This is a genomic window from uncultured Alistipes sp. (assembly GCF_902388705.1).
GTDB lineage: Bacteria > Bacteroidota > Bacteroidia > Bacteroidales > Rikenellaceae > Alistipes.
The window spans coordinates 1-16,321 of the sequence record NZ_CABMQJ010000011.1; the positions used below are offsets into that span (position 1 = coordinate 1).

A 16,321-nucleotide genomic window follows, 5' to 3' on the forward strand; every position below is an offset into this window, starting at 1 on the left:
GGGCCTCCGGGGCGAGGCGTGCGCCGGAGCGTAGCAGGTGCAGCGTCATGTCGTACGTCGCCCGGCCGTGGCTGCGCCCCTCGACGGCATGCAGCTCCAGGGGTGTCAGCCATGCCGCGGGATAACCCCGTAGGGTATGCGCCATGTCGCCCTCCGGCCCGGCGTAGAACGTATAGCCCGCCTGCGTCGCAAGCGTTTCCGCCACACCCTCGAGATGGGTGCGATTCATTGTTGATAAACGGTTTGAAAGATTGTTGATAAACTGTAACAACAATTCACAAACAACTGGAAGAGAACCTTGTCCCGATGTCGATAACCTGCGCACTGTGCACCGTGCGGTGTGAATTGTCCTGCAAATATACATCGGCCGACACCCCCTTGTCAAGAGGCGGAGGCACTTTTTCTAAATTTTATGGAAAAACTCCCGAAATTTGATTACCTTTGCATCATTAAACCAACAGTTTTATACCTTATGGATGATGGTCATAGTTCCACGTATAGCGGCTGTGTCGTATCTCAATACGATACCGTTCATCTATGGTATCGGGCACGAAGGTAACTTCCGTGCCGAGCTGCTGTTGTCCCCACCCTCCCTCTGTGCAAGGAATTTCGCCGAACACCGGGCCGACATCGCCCTGGTGCCGGCCGCTGCCGTGCCGTCGCTTGCCGATGCGCAGGTGGTCACCGAATACTGCATCGGCGCCGCAGGGCCCGTGCGGACGGTGGTGCTGTTGAGCGATGAACCGATCGAAACGGTGCGCCGCGTCTTCCTCGATGCCCATTCGCTCACTTCGGTGCAGCTTGCGGGCTACCTGTTCGCAAAGCACTGGAAAACCGCTCCCGAATACTATACGCTCGAAGATTACGCGCAGTTGGAGCATGCCCGGCCGGGAGATGCCTTCCTGCTGATCGGCGACAAGGTTTTCGACTACGAGGGCCGTTTCGCCTTTTCGTACGATTTGGCCGCCGAGTGGAAAAAGGCCACGCGCCTGCCCTTCGCCTTCGCCGTCTGGGTGGCCCGCAAGGGCACCGACCCCGACCTGACGGAGGGGTTGCAGCATGCGCTGACTTTCGGTATCGAGCACACCTACGAGGCGGTGCTCGAGCATGGTTTCGATTGCAAACCGTACGATGCGTACGGCTATCTTACACAGAACATCGACTATATTTTCGACAATCAGAAGCATAAAGCGCTGCAAAAGTTCTGGGACTCGGGCATCAAGGTATCCCCGAGGGCCAATCCCGGCTGAAGAGCATAGCGGACACAGCTCCGCCTCTCTGCCGGACGGGAATTATGAACTTTAAGAAAGAGAGCGTTTTATGATTACAATTTACCTCAAGCAATACAACAAGATTATCCGCAATGCCGACACCAAACTCTTCGATGAGCTGGGTTACGACGACATTCTGTGGATCGACATGCTTCTGCCCACCATCAAGGAACAGAAGGCCGTCGAGAACTTCATGGAGATAAGCCTCCAGACCAAACAGCAGGTCGAGGAGATCGAGTCGACTTCGAAATACTCGGAAAACGAGAATGCCATCATCTCCAACTCCAATTTCTTCGTCCCGACGGGCGATACGTTCATCGTCGAACCCGTGTCGTTCATCATCTCCAACGAGGGCGTGCTGGTTTCGGTGCGCAGCGCCGAGTTCCGGACTTTCCGCGAAACGGAGAAGCGGCTGCAGATGAACTACCGCAGCTATTCGACGGGTTACCACCTCTTCATTTCGCTGCTGGAGGTGCGCATCGACTTCGACGCCGACCTCGTGGAACTGATTGCCAAGCAGGTCGCGGCGCTTTCGAAGGACATCAATTCGGAGGATTCGATCGACAAGGCCGTCCTGCACCGCATCAGCGCCCTGCAGGAGAGTACGATGTCGCTGCGCGAGAATATCTTCGACCGCCAGCGCGTACTGTCGGGCATCCTGCGCTCGGAGCGTTTCCCGAACGATATTTACCCGCGCCTGCAACTGATGATTAAGGACGTCAATTCGCTGATTAACCACGCCGATTTCAGCTTCCAGCGACTGGATTATATCCAGGATGCGGCACTGGGTCTTATCAACATCGAGCAGAACGAGATTGTCAAGATCTTCTCCGTGGCGGCGGTAATCTTCATGCCCGCGACGCTCATCGCGTCGATTTACGGCATGAACTTCAAATTCATGCCCGAGTTGGACTGGACGCTGACCCTCGGCAACGGCTGGAACATCCCTCTGGGCTATATCTTCGCCATCGGCCTGATGATTTTCTGTTCGGCGCTGACTATCTGGTACTTCAAGTATAAAAAATGGCTTTGACGGGTTCTGTTTTATAAACCCTGTCACACCCGCTTCCCTGCGGCGCGGACGGAATGTGTCCCGGTCGCCCGTCCGGGCGTGTGCCGTTTGCGCACGGGTCTGCTCCTCGGGCTCCGAAACCGTTCCGGGGTCTTTTCTCTTCTTTCTTTAAGAAAGAAAGAGAATGTCGCCTTTTCCCGGCAAATTTCGTATATTTGCAGGCTATAAGTTGTGTCCATGCTCGAAAAATTAGCGAAACAGACTGCTGTTTACGGTATCAGCACCATCGTGGTGAGGTTCCTGAGCTACCTGCTCACGCCTTACTATACCCGTATTTTCGGGCAGGAAACCTATGGCATCGTGGTCGATATCTATGCCCTTATCCCACTGGCGCTCACGCTGCTGACGATGGGCATGGAGTCGAGTTACTTCCGCTTCTCGGCCAAGGCCGAGGAGGCTGGCGGCGACGTGCGGGCCGCCAAACGGAAACTGTTCGCCACGACCTGGGGCGTTACCTCCCTTGCCGCGGCCCTCTTCTTCGTGCTGGTGGCGGGATTCCGTCACGGTGTCGCGGGCCTGATGGGCGAGGCGTATGTCGCGCATCCCGAGTATGTGGTCTGGGTGGGGCTGATTATCCTGTTCGACGTGTGGGCCTGCATTCCGTTCTCGCGGCTGCGGGAGCAGGGGCGGGCGTTGCTGTTTGTCGGCATCAAGGCGCTGAATGTCGTGTTGAATGTCGTGCTGGCAATCGCTTTCGGCTTTGCCGGGCTTTTCGCCACCGAATTCGGCGTAGGCTGGGTTTTTGTTGCCAACCTGATTGCCAGTGTCGTTACGTGGCTGGTGATTCTTGCGACCACCGACCGCACCGTTCCGAAAATCAATTGGGCGCTGCTCGTCGCGGTCTTCGCCTATTCGCTGCCGCTGCTGGTGGGCGGACTGGCGGGCACGGCCAACGAGTTCATCGACCGCCAGTTAATCAAATACCTCGTGCCTGAAGGAGCCATGGCCGAGGTGGGTGTCTACGGCGCCATTACGAAAATCGCCGTGGTGATGATGCTTTTCTACCAGATGTACCGCCTTGCCGCCGAGCCGTTCTTCCTCTCGAATTTCAAGAAATCGGATTTCGTGCAGATGAACGCCGCGGCGCTGAAATATTACGTCATGGCCTCGATGCTGATTTTCCTCGGCATCTCCCTGTTCCGCGATCTGTTCGCGCTGATTGTCGGCCGGGACTTCCGGGAGGGGATTTTTATTCTCCCCGTGGTGCTGGGCGCCAATGTGCTGACGGGCGTGTGGCTGAACCTTTCGTTCTGGTACAAACGCGAGGAGCGGACGTCGCTGGCGATCGTCGTTACGGGTGCGGGACTTGTTTCGATGCTCGGGTTCGGCTTTTGGTGCATCCCCTTATGGGGTTATTACGGAGCTGCGTGGGCACGCCTCGCGAGCGAATCGACGATGGTCGCCGTGAGCTGGGGGCTCAACCGCCGTTTTTACCCGACGCCCTACGACTGGCGGCGTATCGGCGAATACGTGGCAATCGCGCTCGCAGTCTTCGCCGCCTGCGAAGCCGTTACGGCCTGCGACGGCAATAAATTGATAAGCTATGCGTTTAATATAGTGCTGTTTGCGGCTTACGCCGTTTACCTCGTCCGCCGCGAGCGGATTGACGTCGCGGCGATGGTGAAGGCAGCCTTGAAACGAAAATAGGCAATGGAAAGACGGACGAACATACGAACCTTGTCTGCGGGCGTGTTCCTGCTTGCCGCGGTCCTGTTCACGGCTTGCGGGGGAAACCGTGCGGCCGGCGGATCTGCCGGGGTCGTACTGCACACGACGGCGGGGGACATTCGCCTCGAGCTGGACGGCCGTACGCCGCGGCACCGCGACAATTTCCTGAAACTCACCCGCGAGGGATTTTTCGACTCGGTGCTTTTCCACCGTGTGATCGCCGGGTTCATGATTCAGTCGGGCGATCCCGATTCGCGCCGCGCTCCGGCGGGAATGCCGCTCGGCGAGGGCGGTGCGGGGTATGAGCTGCCCGCCGAGATTGTCTACCCGGCTTTGGGGCATACGCGCGGCGCGCTGGCTGCGGCCCGGACACCCGACTTCATGAATCCCGGGAAAAAATCGTCGTCGAGCCAGTTCTACATTGTCTGGGGGCGGCAGATGACCGATGAGGAGCTCGACCGGGCGCAGCAGCGTGTTACGGGCGGGACGAACGGCCGGGTCGTGATTCCCGACTCGCTGCGGAAGCTTTACAAAACCGTGGGCGGGACGCCGCACCTCGACGGGCAGTACACTGTTTTCGGGCGTGTGACGCAGGGATTGGAGGTCGTCGAGGCGATTCAGGGCGTCGAAACCGATTCGCTCGACCGTCCGCTGGCCGATGTGCGCATCCTGCGCGCCGAGGTGGTGCGGGAACCGGATACTGAAAAATAGGGAAGGGATGAAACGGAGCGTGAAGGAGAAGATAACCGTATTGTCGGTGAGTTTCGTATTGTTCATCGTCGGGGTGCTGGCGCTCTCGATGGAGCGCGGCGGCGGCCGGACAATCGTCCTTGCGCTGGTCATCCTGGCTTTGGCTGCCGTCGCCGCACGGCAGACGATTCAAAAACTGAAGAAAAAGGAGTAAACGCTATGCGATTTGCAGACATAACGGGACAGGAGGATTTGAAACGGCATCTGGCGCAGAGCGTCGACGCCGGGCGCGTGAGCCATGCCCAGCTCTTCACGGGGCTGGCCGGTGCGGGCGCCCTCGCGCTGGCCGTGGCCTATGTGCAGTACCTTTGCTGCCGCCACCGCCGCGACGGCGACTCGTGCGGCGAATGCCCCGACTGCAAACAAATTGCGGCGCTGGCGCATCCCGACTTGCACCTGGTCTTCCCGGTCAACAAGCAGGGCAAAAAATCGGGCGAAGTGATGCGCAGCGACGAGTTCCTGCCCCGCTTCCGCGAACTTTTCACCGAGCGCGGCGGCTATTTCTCGGCGCAGGACTGGTACGATCGGCTCGACTTGGGCAAGACGCTCAAGGGTATGATTGCGGCCCGCGAAGCCGACGAAATCATCCGCAAACTCTCGTTCAAGAGTTTTGAGGCCGATTACAAGACGATGCTGATTTGGCTGCCCGAGGCGATGAACGAGGAGGCGGCCAACAAGATCCTCAAGATACTCGAGGAGCCGTGGGAGAAGACGCTTTTCCTGCTGGTTTCCGAACAACCCGACCGCCTGCTGCCGACGATTATCTCGCGTACGCAGGAGGTCGCCGTGCCGCGTATTGCACCCGACGTGCTGGAGGGCGTGGCGCACGGGCAGGGCATTGCCGACCCGGTAAAGGCCCGGAATATGGCCCGTCTGGCGGGCGGCGATCTGGTGGAGCTGCAACACCTCGTGGCGGGCGAAAACGATGCCTTGCGGAAAGAGAATTTCGACCTTTTCTGCGGGCTCATGCGCTTGAGTTATAACGACAAACACCTCGAACTGGTGACGTGGGCCGAGGATGCCGCACAGCTTTCGCGCGAGCAGCAGCGGGCCTTCCTGCGGGATGCCTCGCGCCTGTTGCGGGAGAGTTACATGCTGCATGCGGGCATCCACGAAATCAGCTACCTCTGGGGCGAAGAGCTGGCTTTCTGTTCGAAATTCGCCCCGTTCGTCGGTTCGCAGAACATCGAACCGCTTATCGGCGAAATCGAGAGCGCTTTGGCGCAGATTTCGCAGAACGGAAATCCGACGATCGTATTTACCCACTTCGCCCTCGCGGTGAGCAAAATGATAAAACGACTCTGAAACATGGCACGTGTAGTACTTCTGACAGGCGGCAATTCGGGCGACGTGAAACGGACGCTCCAGGCGGCACAGCAACTTATCAACGCCCGCGTGGGCGCCGTCCTGCGGTGTTCGCACCGCTACGAGAGCAAACCGTGGGGCTTCGAGGCCGAACAGCCGTTCTCGAACCAGGCGCTGGAGGTTTCCACCGACCTGCTGCCGCTCGAGGTGCTCGACGCGGTGCAGGCCATCGAGCAGGAGCTGGGGCGCAACCGCGCCGCCGAAGCCGTCGAGAAAGCCCGTACGGGCGTAGCCTACACTTCGCGGGCAATCGACATCGACATCCTCTTCTACGATGACGAGGTAATCGACAGCGAGCGGCTCACCGTTCCCCATCCGCTGCTCGCCGAAAGGGAGTTCGCCCTGGCTCCGCTGTGCGAAATCATGCGTATGCGCCGCCATCCGGTTACGGGACAGACCATGGGCGAGATGTTCGAGGCGCTGCGTGCAACGAAAATAAAAACCGCTGAAAATTGAAAAAAGGACGATTCATACTGCTGTTTGCCGCCGCAGCGCTGGTTACGGGATGTTTCAAGGACGTTTCGTACGATACGACCTATGTGCTCAAGCCGCTGGTGCAGGAAAATTCGGGCGATGCCGTCCGGCCGCTCGAAGCCGGCAAGGCGCAGGCCTACGCTTACGGGGCGGACACGACTTACTGGACGGTCGCCTCGTACGAGGATGCCCTCGGGGGCGTCATTTCGCGGCGGGACAATCCGTCCGAAAAGCTCACCGCACCCCTCGCGACGGCCGAACCCTACGAGCAGGAGGGGGATGCGTCATGGCTCCGGATGCAGCTTACCAAGGAGCTGGTGATGGTGGTCGCGGTCGATACCGAGCACCGGATTTACGGCTACACCCAGCAGGAGGTTCCCGTGAACTTCCCCAAACTGTATGTTTCGCTGCCTTTCAAGCCGTGGAAAGAGGGAAACGAATACAAGGACGGCAACTGGATTTTCCGGAACGATTTCTATGTGCCCCCGACCTACCTCGACTGTTATATCTCGCCCTCGGTGCAGGCCGAAGAGGGCGGTGAAACCACCGAACCGGCCAAACTCAAGGTCTATGCCTACGCTGTCGATACGACGGCGTGGAAAATCGGCTCGTACGTCGATGCCGTGGCCGGGGTCATTACCCGCAAGGACGATCCCGACCAGAAACGCTCCAATCCCAATTTCCTCGCTTACAGGGAGGAGTCCGGAAGTTACGGCATGGAGGTCAGCAGCCCGACGCTGATGGTGGTCGTGGTTGACCAGACCAACGAGCTTTACGCCTATTCGAAACAGGTGGTGGATCTCACGGGCGAGTCCGTGACTTTCCCGGTCGTATTCCGCATGTGGCGGCCCGAGTACCTTTATGTCGAGGACGGCTGGCGCGTGGTCAACGAAAGAAATGCTGCCCCGCAGCAGGGAACAGGTACAAGTAAAAGGTAACGATGGATATTCGAAAACGAAATATTGTCCGCGCGTTGCGCGCCGCGGTACTGCTGCTCTTCGTATCGGCGTTTTTGAGCCGCTGCGCCAGCATGATGACCCCCACGGGCGGGCCGCGCGACACGCTGCCCCCGGTGATTCTGAACATGACGCCCGACAACTTCTCGACCGACCGGCCGCTCGTGCACCACGAGAAGATTTACATCCTGTTCGACGAGTTCGTGCAGCTCAAAGACCAGCAGAAAGAGTTTTTCACCTCGCCGCAGATGAAGAAGAAGCCGCTCATCTCGATGCGCGGCAAGGGCATCGTCGTCCAGCTGCGCGATACGCTCGAGGCGAATACGACCTATGCGCTCAATTTCGGCAGCGCCATCCGCGACAACAACGAGGGCAATCCGCTCTATTCGATGCGCTACGTCTTTTCTACCGGCCCCGAAATCGACTCGATGATTCTCTCGGGCTATACCGCCGACAGTTACAAGGCCGACTCCGTGTCGAAGAGTTTCATCTGGTTCTTCCCCGCCGATTCGGTGGAGGACGTGGCCGAATACGACTCGACGATTTTCAAATACAAGCCCGCCGTCATCGCCCGTGCCGAGAACAACGGCATCTTCATCGCCCAGAACCTCAAGCCGATTCCCTACCGGGTCTATGCCGTGCAGGATAAGAACGACAACCAGATATACGAGCCCGGTTCCGACCAGGTCGGATTCCTCGAGGGGACGTACAACCCGGCCGAGCAGCCCGATTTCGCCATGTGGTTCGACTCCATCCGCCGATACGTCACGGCCGAGCCGCAGCTTTATTTCCGGATGTTCACCGACAAGGCGTTCCGCCGCCAGACGCTTTCCGAGAGCGAGCGTCCCCAGCAGCACAAGGCGATGCTCTACTTCGCCGCTGCGCATCCGCAGATCGAACGCATCCGTTTCGACAGCATTCCCGAGGAGAACGTCATCGTCGATCCGCAGACCGTCGGGCGGGATACCATCGCCCTGTGGTTCAACATGCCCTCTTCGGCGCTGCCCGATACGATCAAGGGCGAGATAACCTATTTCAAGCACGATACGGTCAATGTCCTGCAATCCGTCACCGAGCCGCTGAAGCTGCCGTGGCGGCTGATCGAAACCAAAGAGCAGGAGAAGGAGCGCGAAAAGCTCGAACGCGAACGCCGCAAGGCCGAAGCCGCCGGCGAGGAGTGGGTCGAGCCGAAAAAGCCGAATCCCTTTGCCTATAAACTTCCGCTGACGGGCGAAGTCAATCCCGAAAACCACCTGACGATGGATTTCGACTATCCGCTCACCCGGCTCGATTCGGCCTCCATGCTGCTGACGCTCACCCTGCCGGACAACAACGTCGAGGATGTTCCCGTGCAGTTCGTGCGCGATACGGGACAGCTCCGGCGCTGGTATATCCGCGCGCCGTGGAAAACGGGCGGCCAGTATACGCTGACCATTCCCGAGGGGGCAATCACCGATGTCGCGGGCTTTTCCAACGACTCGATTATCGGCAAATATACGGTGCTCGATCCCGAGAAGTTCGCCACGGTGAAAATCCGTGTCACGGGCCGGGACGACGGCACGAAATACATCCTCCAGCTGCTCGACGGCAGCAATACGCTCAAACAGGAGAAGCGCGACGTCACCACGGGCGACTGGCAGTTCAACTACGTCCCTGCCGGCGAAATCAAGTTCCGCATCATCGAAGACCGGAACGGCAACGGAAAGTGGGATACGGGCAATGTCGTCGAACGCCTCCAGCCCGAGCGGGCCGAGATTTACGCCAACGACGACGGCGAGGATACCTTCGCCACGAAAGCCAACTGGGAAATCGAGTTGGCCATGGATATGAACCGCATTTTCGCCCCGGTGACGATGGAGTCGCTTTCGCGCCTGCTCGACGAGCGCGAGGCCCAGCGCCTGCGCCGCGAGGAGGAGAAGCGGGCCAAGGAGCCGAAGAAGAAACAGCACGACCACAACAACGACCAGAACAACCGCATGAACAACAGCATGAACTCCACGGGCGGCATGTTCAGTAATTTCCGATAGCGCGATGATGAAGAAGCAATTGATAAACCTGTTGTCGCTCGCGGCCGCCGTCTGCTGCTGGCAGGGTGCCGCGGCGCAGCACACGCTCGGTTTCACCGCGGGCTACGGCATGGCCAACGCCCGCCTCGAACCCAAGCAGGAGATGAAAGCGATGTGGGGTTCCTATACGGCGGGCCTCACGTGGCGCTACTACGGCACCCAGCGTTTCGTCGGCGGCTTCGGCATCGATCTGGAATTCCTCCAGCAGGGCTTCTCGTTCGCGACCAACGCCGCGATGGTCGAGGAGAAAAAGGATTTCCGCTACTATACGCGCCATATCAATTCGATTGTGCTGCCCATTGTCTGGCAGCCCCACGTTTATATGCTGCGCCATCGCGTCCGCGTTTACCTCGAAGCGGCGGCGACATTCTCCTACCACCTCTCTTCGACCTACGAGGACGAGGCCGCCAGGGCATCGGGTGTGGCCGACTGGAAGGGCGACTACCCGTTCAAGCTTGCCCGCGACAACCGCTGGGGCTACGGACTTGCCGGCGGCGGCGGCGTGGCGGTGCTGATTCGCCGCTTCGAAATCAACTTCCGCGCCCGCTACTATTTCGGGTTTTCGGACATCGTCCGCAACCGCAACAAATACGCCGACAACGTCGGCGACGGCACGGAAAACCCCTTCTGGGCTACGCCGATGCGTTCGCCGCTGGACAACCTCACCATTTCGGTGGGTTTGAGCTACCGCTTCAACAAGGAGGGCTTCTCGACCTGGAAGCCGCGCCAGAAACGTGAAAAGAACCGCGAAGTGTTCAAATACGGATTATAATTTTTCGAGTTATGGAAACTACAAGACAGCAGAAAATCGCCAAACAGATACAGAAAGACGTTGCCGAAATCTTCCAGAAGGAGGGTGCCGGCATCGTCCGCGGGTCGCTCGTCACGGTCACGGCCGTGCGCATGTCGCCCGATTTCGGTTATGCCAAAATCTACGTCAGCATCTTCCCCTTCGAGCATAGTGCCGCGACGATGCAGGAGATCGAGCGCCAGAACTGGTTCATCCGCCGCGCCCTGGGGCAGCGTATCCGCAACCAGCTCAAGAACGTGCCCGAAATCCAGTTTTTCCTCGACGACTCGCTCGAATACATCGAGCATATCGAGCAGGCGCTCAAGAACGACAAGAACGAATAACCTCCGCGCCCCGACATGCTGCCGCAATTCTTCGCCCGCCGCTACCTTTTCTCGCCCAAATCCCGTTCGGTCGTCAACCTGATTTCGGGCTTGAGCGTGGTGGCCGTCGCGATGCCCGTTGCGGCGATGATTATCCTGCTGTCGGTCTTCAACGGGTTCGAGAGCCTCGTCAAATCGATGTGCTCGGCTTTCGACGCCGACCTGACCGTCACACCCCGGCAGGGGCAGACCTTTGCCGCCGATGCTGTCGACACGGCTGCCGTGGCGCGTATCGACGGGGTGGAGGCGTTCTCGTTCATCCTCGAGCAGAGCGCCCTGCTGGAACATGCGGGACGCCAGGCTACCGCGACGGTGCGGGGCGTCGACGATGCCTACGGCGAGGTCTTTCCGCTTGCCGAGGCCATTCCCTCGGGTGAGTTCCGGGTGCGCCTGGGCGACCTCGAGCGGCTCGTCATGGGACAGTCGATGGCCTATATGCTGGGTGTGCGTACGCTTGCCGATGCCGACGTCAACGTATACGCTGTGCGCCGGGGATCCTTTTCGTCGCTGCTGCCTTTCGACAATTACACGCGGCGCACGGTGCCCCTGGGCGGGGTTTACTCCCTCGACCTTGAAACCGAGCGCACCTATGTCCTCGCCTCGCTGCGGCTGGCGCAGGAGCTTTTCAGCCATCCCGGCCGGGTTTCGGGCCTCGTCGTCCGCCTGCAGGAGGGCGCCGATGCGGAGCGGGTGCGCCAAGCGCTGGAGCAGCGGCTGGGCGGCGAATACCGTGTCCGCACACGCTACGAACTGCGGGCCTCGTTCTACCGGATTATGACCTACGAGAAATGGGGTATCTTCTTCATCTCGCTGCTGGTGCTGCTCGTCGCGTCGTTCTCGGTTGTCGGGGCGCTGGCGATGCTGATTGTCGACAAGCGGCGCGATATCGCGACGCTGCGGGCCCTGGGGGCCGACACGTCGCTTGTGCGGGCCGTTTTTCGCAGCGAGGGGCTTTTGATTTGCGGCCTCGGTGCGCTGTTCGGGGTGGTTCTCGGCGTCGGGGCGAGCCTGGTGCAGCAGCATTTCGGGCTGATCGGCATTCCCGCCGAAACGTTCCTTACGAAGAGTTATCCCGTCGAGTTCCGTTTCGGCGACCTGGTGGTCGTCCTTGCGGCTTTCGGCCTTGTCGCCTACGTCATTTCGAACATTACCGTGCGCAGCATGGTGAAACATAACACCTGATTATGAAACCTGTTTTCCGCATATCGCTTTGCGCCCTCGTGCTGTTGCTGGCCGGGGCCTGTGCCCGCCACAAGATTATTCCCGACAGGAAACTGGCGCAGATTTTCCACGATGCTTTCCTGACCAACGCCTATATCGGCGACCGGCAGATGAGCGTCGATTCGCTGAAGATTTACGAGCCGGTTTTCGCCAAATACGGCTATACGACCGAAGATGTCTACTACACGATCGGCAACTTCTCGAAACGCAAGAGCGCGCGCCTGGGCGATGTGGTCGAGCTGGCTATCGAACAACTCGAGGCCGAGGGCAAGGCCCTCAACCGAGAGGTTGCCGTGCTCGATACGATTGACAACGTCGCCCGCCGGGCCTTTACGCGGACGGTTTATGCCGATTCGCTTATCCGCGTGGGGTCGCTGCGCGATACGGCGCGGCTGCGGATCGCCATCGACGTGCAGCCCGGCGAGTACGACCTCCGGCTCAAATACCTCGTCGATTCGCTCGACCGCAACGACAGGGGACTGCGGGGCGTCGTCTGGCTCGAGCGTATGGACAGCACGCGCGCCAGCGTCTATACGACGACGCTGCGCCGCAACCGCACCGAGAACTTCACGCGCCGCTTCACGGTCGACAGCACGCACCGGCGCCTCCGCCTGGACTTCATCGATTTCCGCGAAAAACCCCAGCGGCCTTCGGTGACGATCACCGACCTTACGGTCGACTATACCCCCCGAACGTCCGCAGCCGTGGACAGCCTCTACCTGCAGCAGCTCGACATTCGCATCTTCGCCGATGAATTCTTCCGCGCAGCCCTTCCGGCGGATAGCCTCTAACCTGCTGTGGACGCCGCAGGGCCTGTTCCGCAATCCCCTCGTCGGGGTCGCGGCGGACGGCCGCATCCTCACGGTCGATACCTGCGACGAGCCGGATCGCAGCCCCGGCACCGAATTTTACGCCGGCGTCCTCGCGCCGGGACTGGTCAACGCCCATTGCCACCTCGAACTCTCCTACCTGCGGGGCGCAATCCCCGAAGGGTGCGGTTTCGCCGGGTTCGCGAGCGGTATGGCCCGGGTTCGCGAGCGATTTTCCGACGAGCAGCGCCGCGAAGCCGTTTCCGCCGCCGATGCGGCGATGCGGCAGGCCGGCATCGAGGCCGTGGGCGATGTTTCGAACGGCGATACGACTTTCGCCGTGAAATCGGACAGCAGGATTGCCTACCATACTTTCGTCGAGTTTTTCGGCCTGCGCGCGTCGTCTGCCGACCCTTTGCGGCCGTTGCTCCGGCATCCGCACACTTCGCTTACGCCCCATTCGCTCTATTCGGTGCAGGACGCTCCGCTGCGTGCCATCGCCGCGGAGGGCGATGCGCCGCTCTCGATTCATTTCCTGGAGTCCCCGGGCGAAGCGGCGCTTTTCGAGCGCCGCGGGCCGTTGTGGGAGTGGTACGAAAAGGCCGGTTTCTCCTGCGACTTCCTGCATTACGGCTCTGCTGCCGAACGGCTCGTTGCCAGCGTGCCGCGTGACCGCCGTGTGCTGCTGGTGCATAACTGCTGTGTCACCCAGCGGGACATCGACATCGTCATGGAACATTTTACAGCCCCCGTATGGTGGTGCCTGTGCCCCCGCTCCAACCGCTATATTTCCGGCCTCGAGCCGCCCGTCGGGCTGCTGCGCCGCAACCGGTTAGCTATCTGCCTCGGCACCGATTCGCTCGCGTCGAACGACCGCCTTTCGGTCTTCGAGGAGATGCGCATGTTCCCCGGCATTCCGCTTCCCGAACTGCTCTCGTGGGCGGCGTCGGGCGGCGCTCGGGCGCTCGGCATGGACGATGAACTGGGGACGGTCGCTCCGGGTCGCCGCTGCGGCCTTACGGTCATCTCCGGCCTCGATTATGATACGCTGTGCCTGACTTCCGCCTCGCAAATCCGCCGCATCCTGTAACCGGCGCCGCATTGTAGCTTTTTCGCAAATATTCCACCCTCCTGCCGCCCTTGTTCCTGCCGGGCGCTGTTCTTGCCCCTGCAGGCGCTACTCTTGTTCCTGCCAATACCTGCCCATGTTCCCGTTGTCCCGGCCCTTGTTCCTGCCGGGCGCCGCTTCCATTTCTGCCGGGCCCTGTTCTTGTCCCTGCAGGCGCTACTCTTGTTCCTGCCAATACCTGCCCATGTTCCCGTTGTCCCGGCCCTTGTTCCTGCCGGGCGCCGCTTCCATTTCTGCCGGGCCCTGTTCTTGTCCCTGCAGGCGCTACTCTTGTTCCTGCCAATACCTGCCCATGTTCCCGTTGTCCCGGCCCTTGTTCCTGCCGGGCGCCGCTTCCATTCCTGCCGGGCCCTGTTCTTGCCCCTGCCTGCACCTACTTATGCCCCTCCTTTCCGGTACGGGTTTTTATCCCGGCCTACATCCGCTTTTGCCCCGGGTGCGGCCCGGTTCCCCGACCCCCCCCCGCTTGGCCATAAACATAAATATACAAGGGAGCCCACATCCGTGGGCTCCCTTTTTATTCGTTTTTGGCTCTTCGCCTATTTGTTCAGCGCGTTGCAGAGGCGTTCGTTGATTTTGCGGATACGCTCCGGCTCGATTTTCATCTCCTTGCGGTCGTAGGTCATCAGGCCGTTGACCTCCATCTCCACGTCGGTCGTCTGCGTGTAAACGCCTGCGGAGAAGCCGCGGCCGATCAGTTTGTAGAGCATGTCGGCATACTTCTCGTACTCGTCGGTCACCTCTTTGGGCGAATTGAGGCGGATGTAGCCCCAGTTGCGGTCGGGTTCCCAGAGGTGGCCCTTCATCACGAAGCCGATGCCGCCGTATTCACCCAGCACCGTTGCACGGTTGGTGTCGAGCAGCGTCAGGCGCGGGTGGGGATAGTGGTGCGTATCGAGGATGTCGCCCGTGAGGTAGTGGTTGCCGCCGCTGGCGGGGTTCACCAAGCGCGAGGGATCGTAAGCCTTCGTCCACTCCACGATTTCCTGTGTTTTGAACTGTCCCCAGCACTCGTTGAACGGAACCCATACGCCGATCGAGGGGAACGAGTAGAGGTAGTCGATGATTTCTTTCCACTCCTTGCGGTAGTTGGCCTCCGATTCGGCCGAGCGGTGTTTCTCTTCGCCGGTGAAGTAGCTGTGCATCTGCCACTGGGGCCCCTGGTCGCCGCTGGGCATGTCCTGCCATACGATCATACCCAGTTTGTCGCAGTAGTAGTACCAGCGTGCGGGCTCCACTTTCACGTGCTTGCGGATCATGTTGTAGCCCAGTTCTTTGGTCTTGATGACGTCGAAAGCCAGCGCTTCGTCCGAGGGGGCCGTGTAGAGGCCGTCGGGCCACCAGCCCTGATCCAGCGGGCCGAACTGGAATACGGGCTCGTTGTTCAGCTCCAGACGGACGATGTCGTCCGCGTCGCGGCCGGTCGAGAATTTACGCATCGCCGCGTAGCTTCCCACCTGGTCGACGGTCTTCCCGTTGCGTACGAGGCTGATTTTCAGGTCGTAGAGGAACGGCGTTGCGGGGCTCCACAGTTTGGGCTCTGCGATTGTCAGTTCGGCCGCCGCACCTGCCAGGGCGCTGCCTTTGGCCGCCAGCGTCGTGCCGTCGTAAATCTCCACGTCGATGCGGTCGCCCGGCTGTGCGCCGTACACCGTGCTCTCGATGCGGAACGACTTGCGGTCGAGGTCGGGCGTCGTCTTGATATATTTGATGTACTGCTGGGGTACGGCCTCAAGCCATACCGTCTGCCAGATGCCGCTCACGGGAGTATACCAGATACCCTCGGGGCGGTTCACCTGCTTGCCGCGGGGCTGGTAGCCGGCGTCGGTCGGATCCCAGACGCGCACCTTGAGGTCGTTGTCGCCTTTCTTGAGCGCCGCCGTGATGTCGATTTCGAACGGCGTGTAGCCGCCCGTGTGGCTGCCGACGCTGACGCCGTTGACCCACACGTCGGTTTTCCAGTCGGCCGCGCCGATGTGGAGCAGCACGCGTTTGCCGTTCCACTTGGAGGGAACCGTGAACGTGCGGTTGTACCAGAGTTCGTTCTCTTTGTTCAAACGTTTGCCTACGCCCGAGAGGCTCGATTCCACGGCAAACGGCACGAGAATCTGTCCGTCGTATTTTTCGGGGGTCTGTCCCATCGGCAGGATGGCGTAGTCCCACAGGCCGTTGAGGTTCTGCCACTCGCCGCGCGTCATCTGCGGACGGGGATATTCGGGCAATACGTTCTGCGGGTCGAGTTTTTCGCCCCATTCGGTTTTGATACGGTCGCCCGCGGGCTGCCATTGCGCTATGCCGGCCATGGTCGTCAGCAGGGCCGCAGCGGTCAGGAGGATGTTTTTCTTCATGTTCCGGGTTATTATAGGT

15 protein-coding genes and 1 pseudogene are annotated in these 16,321 nt (G+C 60.2%); 14 read left to right on the plus strand and 2 right to left on the minus strand.

Annotated elements, in window-relative coordinates; all coding sequences use genetic code 11:
• Window positions 1-229 (minus strand): annotated as a pseudogene (locus QZT71_RS05185) (hypothetical protein); the annotation flags it as partial.
• Between the two features lie 247 nt (window positions 230-476).
• Here QZT71_RS05185 and QZT71_RS05190 point away from each other — a divergent pair.
• The 14 genes from QZT71_RS05190 to QZT71_RS05255 all read left to right on the plus strand — a co-directional run bounded on the left by QZT71_RS05190 (window position 477) and on the right by QZT71_RS05255 (window position 13,915).
• Window positions 477-1,250 (plus strand): menaquinone biosynthetic enzyme MqnA/MqnD family protein, encoded by a 774-nt coding sequence (locus tag QZT71_RS05190; RefSeq protein ID WP_295913427.1) that lies wholly within the window; start codon window positions 477-479, stop codon window positions 1,248-1,250.
• A 70-nt stretch (window positions 1,251-1,320) separates the two neighbouring features.
• Complete coding sequence (locus QZT71_RS05195) at window positions 1,321-2,304, plus strand: CorA family divalent cation transporter (RefSeq protein WP_018695508.1); 984 nt, start codon at window positions 1,321-1,323, stop codon at window positions 2,302-2,304.
• Between the two features lie 216 nt (window positions 2,305-2,520).
• The gene (locus QZT71_RS05200) at window positions 2,521-3,990 is read left to right on the plus strand and encodes an oligosaccharide flippase family protein (protein WP_295913479.1); all 1,470 of its coding nucleotides are present in this window, start codon (window positions 2,521-2,523) and stop codon (window positions 3,988-3,990) included.
• A 3-nt stretch (window positions 3,991-3,993) separates the two neighbouring features.
• Window positions 3,994-4,722 (plus strand): peptidylprolyl isomerase, encoded by a 729-nt coding sequence (locus tag QZT71_RS05205; protein ID WP_295913482.1) that lies wholly within the window; start codon window positions 3,994-3,996, stop codon window positions 4,720-4,722.
• 7 nt (window positions 4,723-4,729) lie between these two features.
• Window positions 4,730-4,915: a hypothetical protein gene (locus QZT71_RS05210; RefSeq protein WP_295913485.1), complete on the plus strand. Its 186-nt coding sequence runs from the start codon at window positions 4,730-4,732 to the stop codon at window positions 4,913-4,915.
• A gap of 5 nt (window positions 4,916-4,920) precedes the next feature.
• The gene (locus QZT71_RS05215; protein ID WP_295913487.1) at window positions 4,921-6,066 is read left to right on the plus strand and encodes a DNA polymerase III subunit delta; all 1,146 of its coding nucleotides are present in this window, start codon (window positions 4,921-4,923) and stop codon (window positions 6,064-6,066) included.
• A 3-nt stretch (window positions 6,067-6,069) separates the two neighbouring features.
• Window positions 6,070-6,582 (plus strand): 2-amino-4-hydroxy-6-hydroxymethyldihydropteridine diphosphokinase, encoded by a 513-nt coding sequence (gene folK / locus QZT71_RS05220; protein WP_295913491.1) that lies wholly within the window; start codon window positions 6,070-6,072, stop codon window positions 6,580-6,582.
• Window positions 6,579-7,538: a hypothetical protein gene (locus QZT71_RS05225; RefSeq protein WP_295913493.1), complete on the plus strand. Its 960-nt coding sequence runs from the start codon at window positions 6,579-6,581 to the stop codon at window positions 7,536-7,538. Before folK ends, QZT71_RS05225 begins: the two co-directional genes overlap by 4 nt.
• Window positions 7,539-7,540: 2 nt before the next feature.
• Window positions 7,541-9,583 (plus strand): Ig-like domain-containing protein, encoded by a 2,043-nt coding sequence (locus QZT71_RS05230; protein WP_295913496.1) that lies wholly within the window; start codon window positions 7,541-7,543, stop codon window positions 9,581-9,583.
• Window positions 9,584-9,587: 4 nt separating this feature from the next.
• The gene (locus tag QZT71_RS05235; protein ID WP_295913499.1) at window positions 9,588-10,394 is read left to right on the plus strand and encodes an outer membrane beta-barrel protein; all 807 of its coding nucleotides are present in this window, start codon (window positions 9,588-9,590) and stop codon (window positions 10,392-10,394) included.
• Between the two features lie 11 nt (window positions 10,395-10,405).
• A complete protein-coding gene (rbfA, locus tag QZT71_RS05240; protein ID WP_295913502.1) occupies window positions 10,406-10,756 on the plus strand; it encodes a 30S ribosome-binding factor RbfA in 351 nt (116 codons plus the stop codon).
• Between the two features lie 15 nt (window positions 10,757-10,771).
• Window positions 10,772-11,977, plus strand: coding sequence for an FtsX-like permease family protein (locus tag QZT71_RS05245; RefSeq protein WP_295913504.1), 1,206 nt, complete (start codon window positions 10,772-10,774; stop codon window positions 11,975-11,977).
• A 2-nt stretch (window positions 11,978-11,979) separates the two neighbouring features.
• The gene (locus QZT71_RS05250) at window positions 11,980-12,807 is read left to right on the plus strand and encodes a DUF4296 domain-containing protein (protein ID WP_295913507.1); all 828 of its coding nucleotides are present in this window, start codon (window positions 11,980-11,982) and stop codon (window positions 12,805-12,807) included.
• On the plus strand, window positions 12,767-13,915 hold the full coding sequence (locus QZT71_RS05255; RefSeq protein ID WP_295913510.1) for an amidohydrolase family protein: 1,149 nt from the start codon (window positions 12,767-12,769) through the stop codon (window positions 13,913-13,915). Before QZT71_RS05250 ends, QZT71_RS05255 begins: the two co-directional genes overlap by 41 nt.
• Before the next feature lie 578 nt (window positions 13,916-14,493).
• On the opposite strand, the gene QZT71_RS05260 is transcribed toward QZT71_RS05255, so the two are convergent.
• Complete coding sequence (locus QZT71_RS05260; protein WP_295913511.1) at window positions 14,494-16,302, minus strand: glycoside hydrolase family 2 protein; 1,809 nt, start codon at window positions 16,300-16,302, stop codon at window positions 14,494-14,496.
• Window positions 16,303-16,321: the final 19 nt, after the last annotated feature.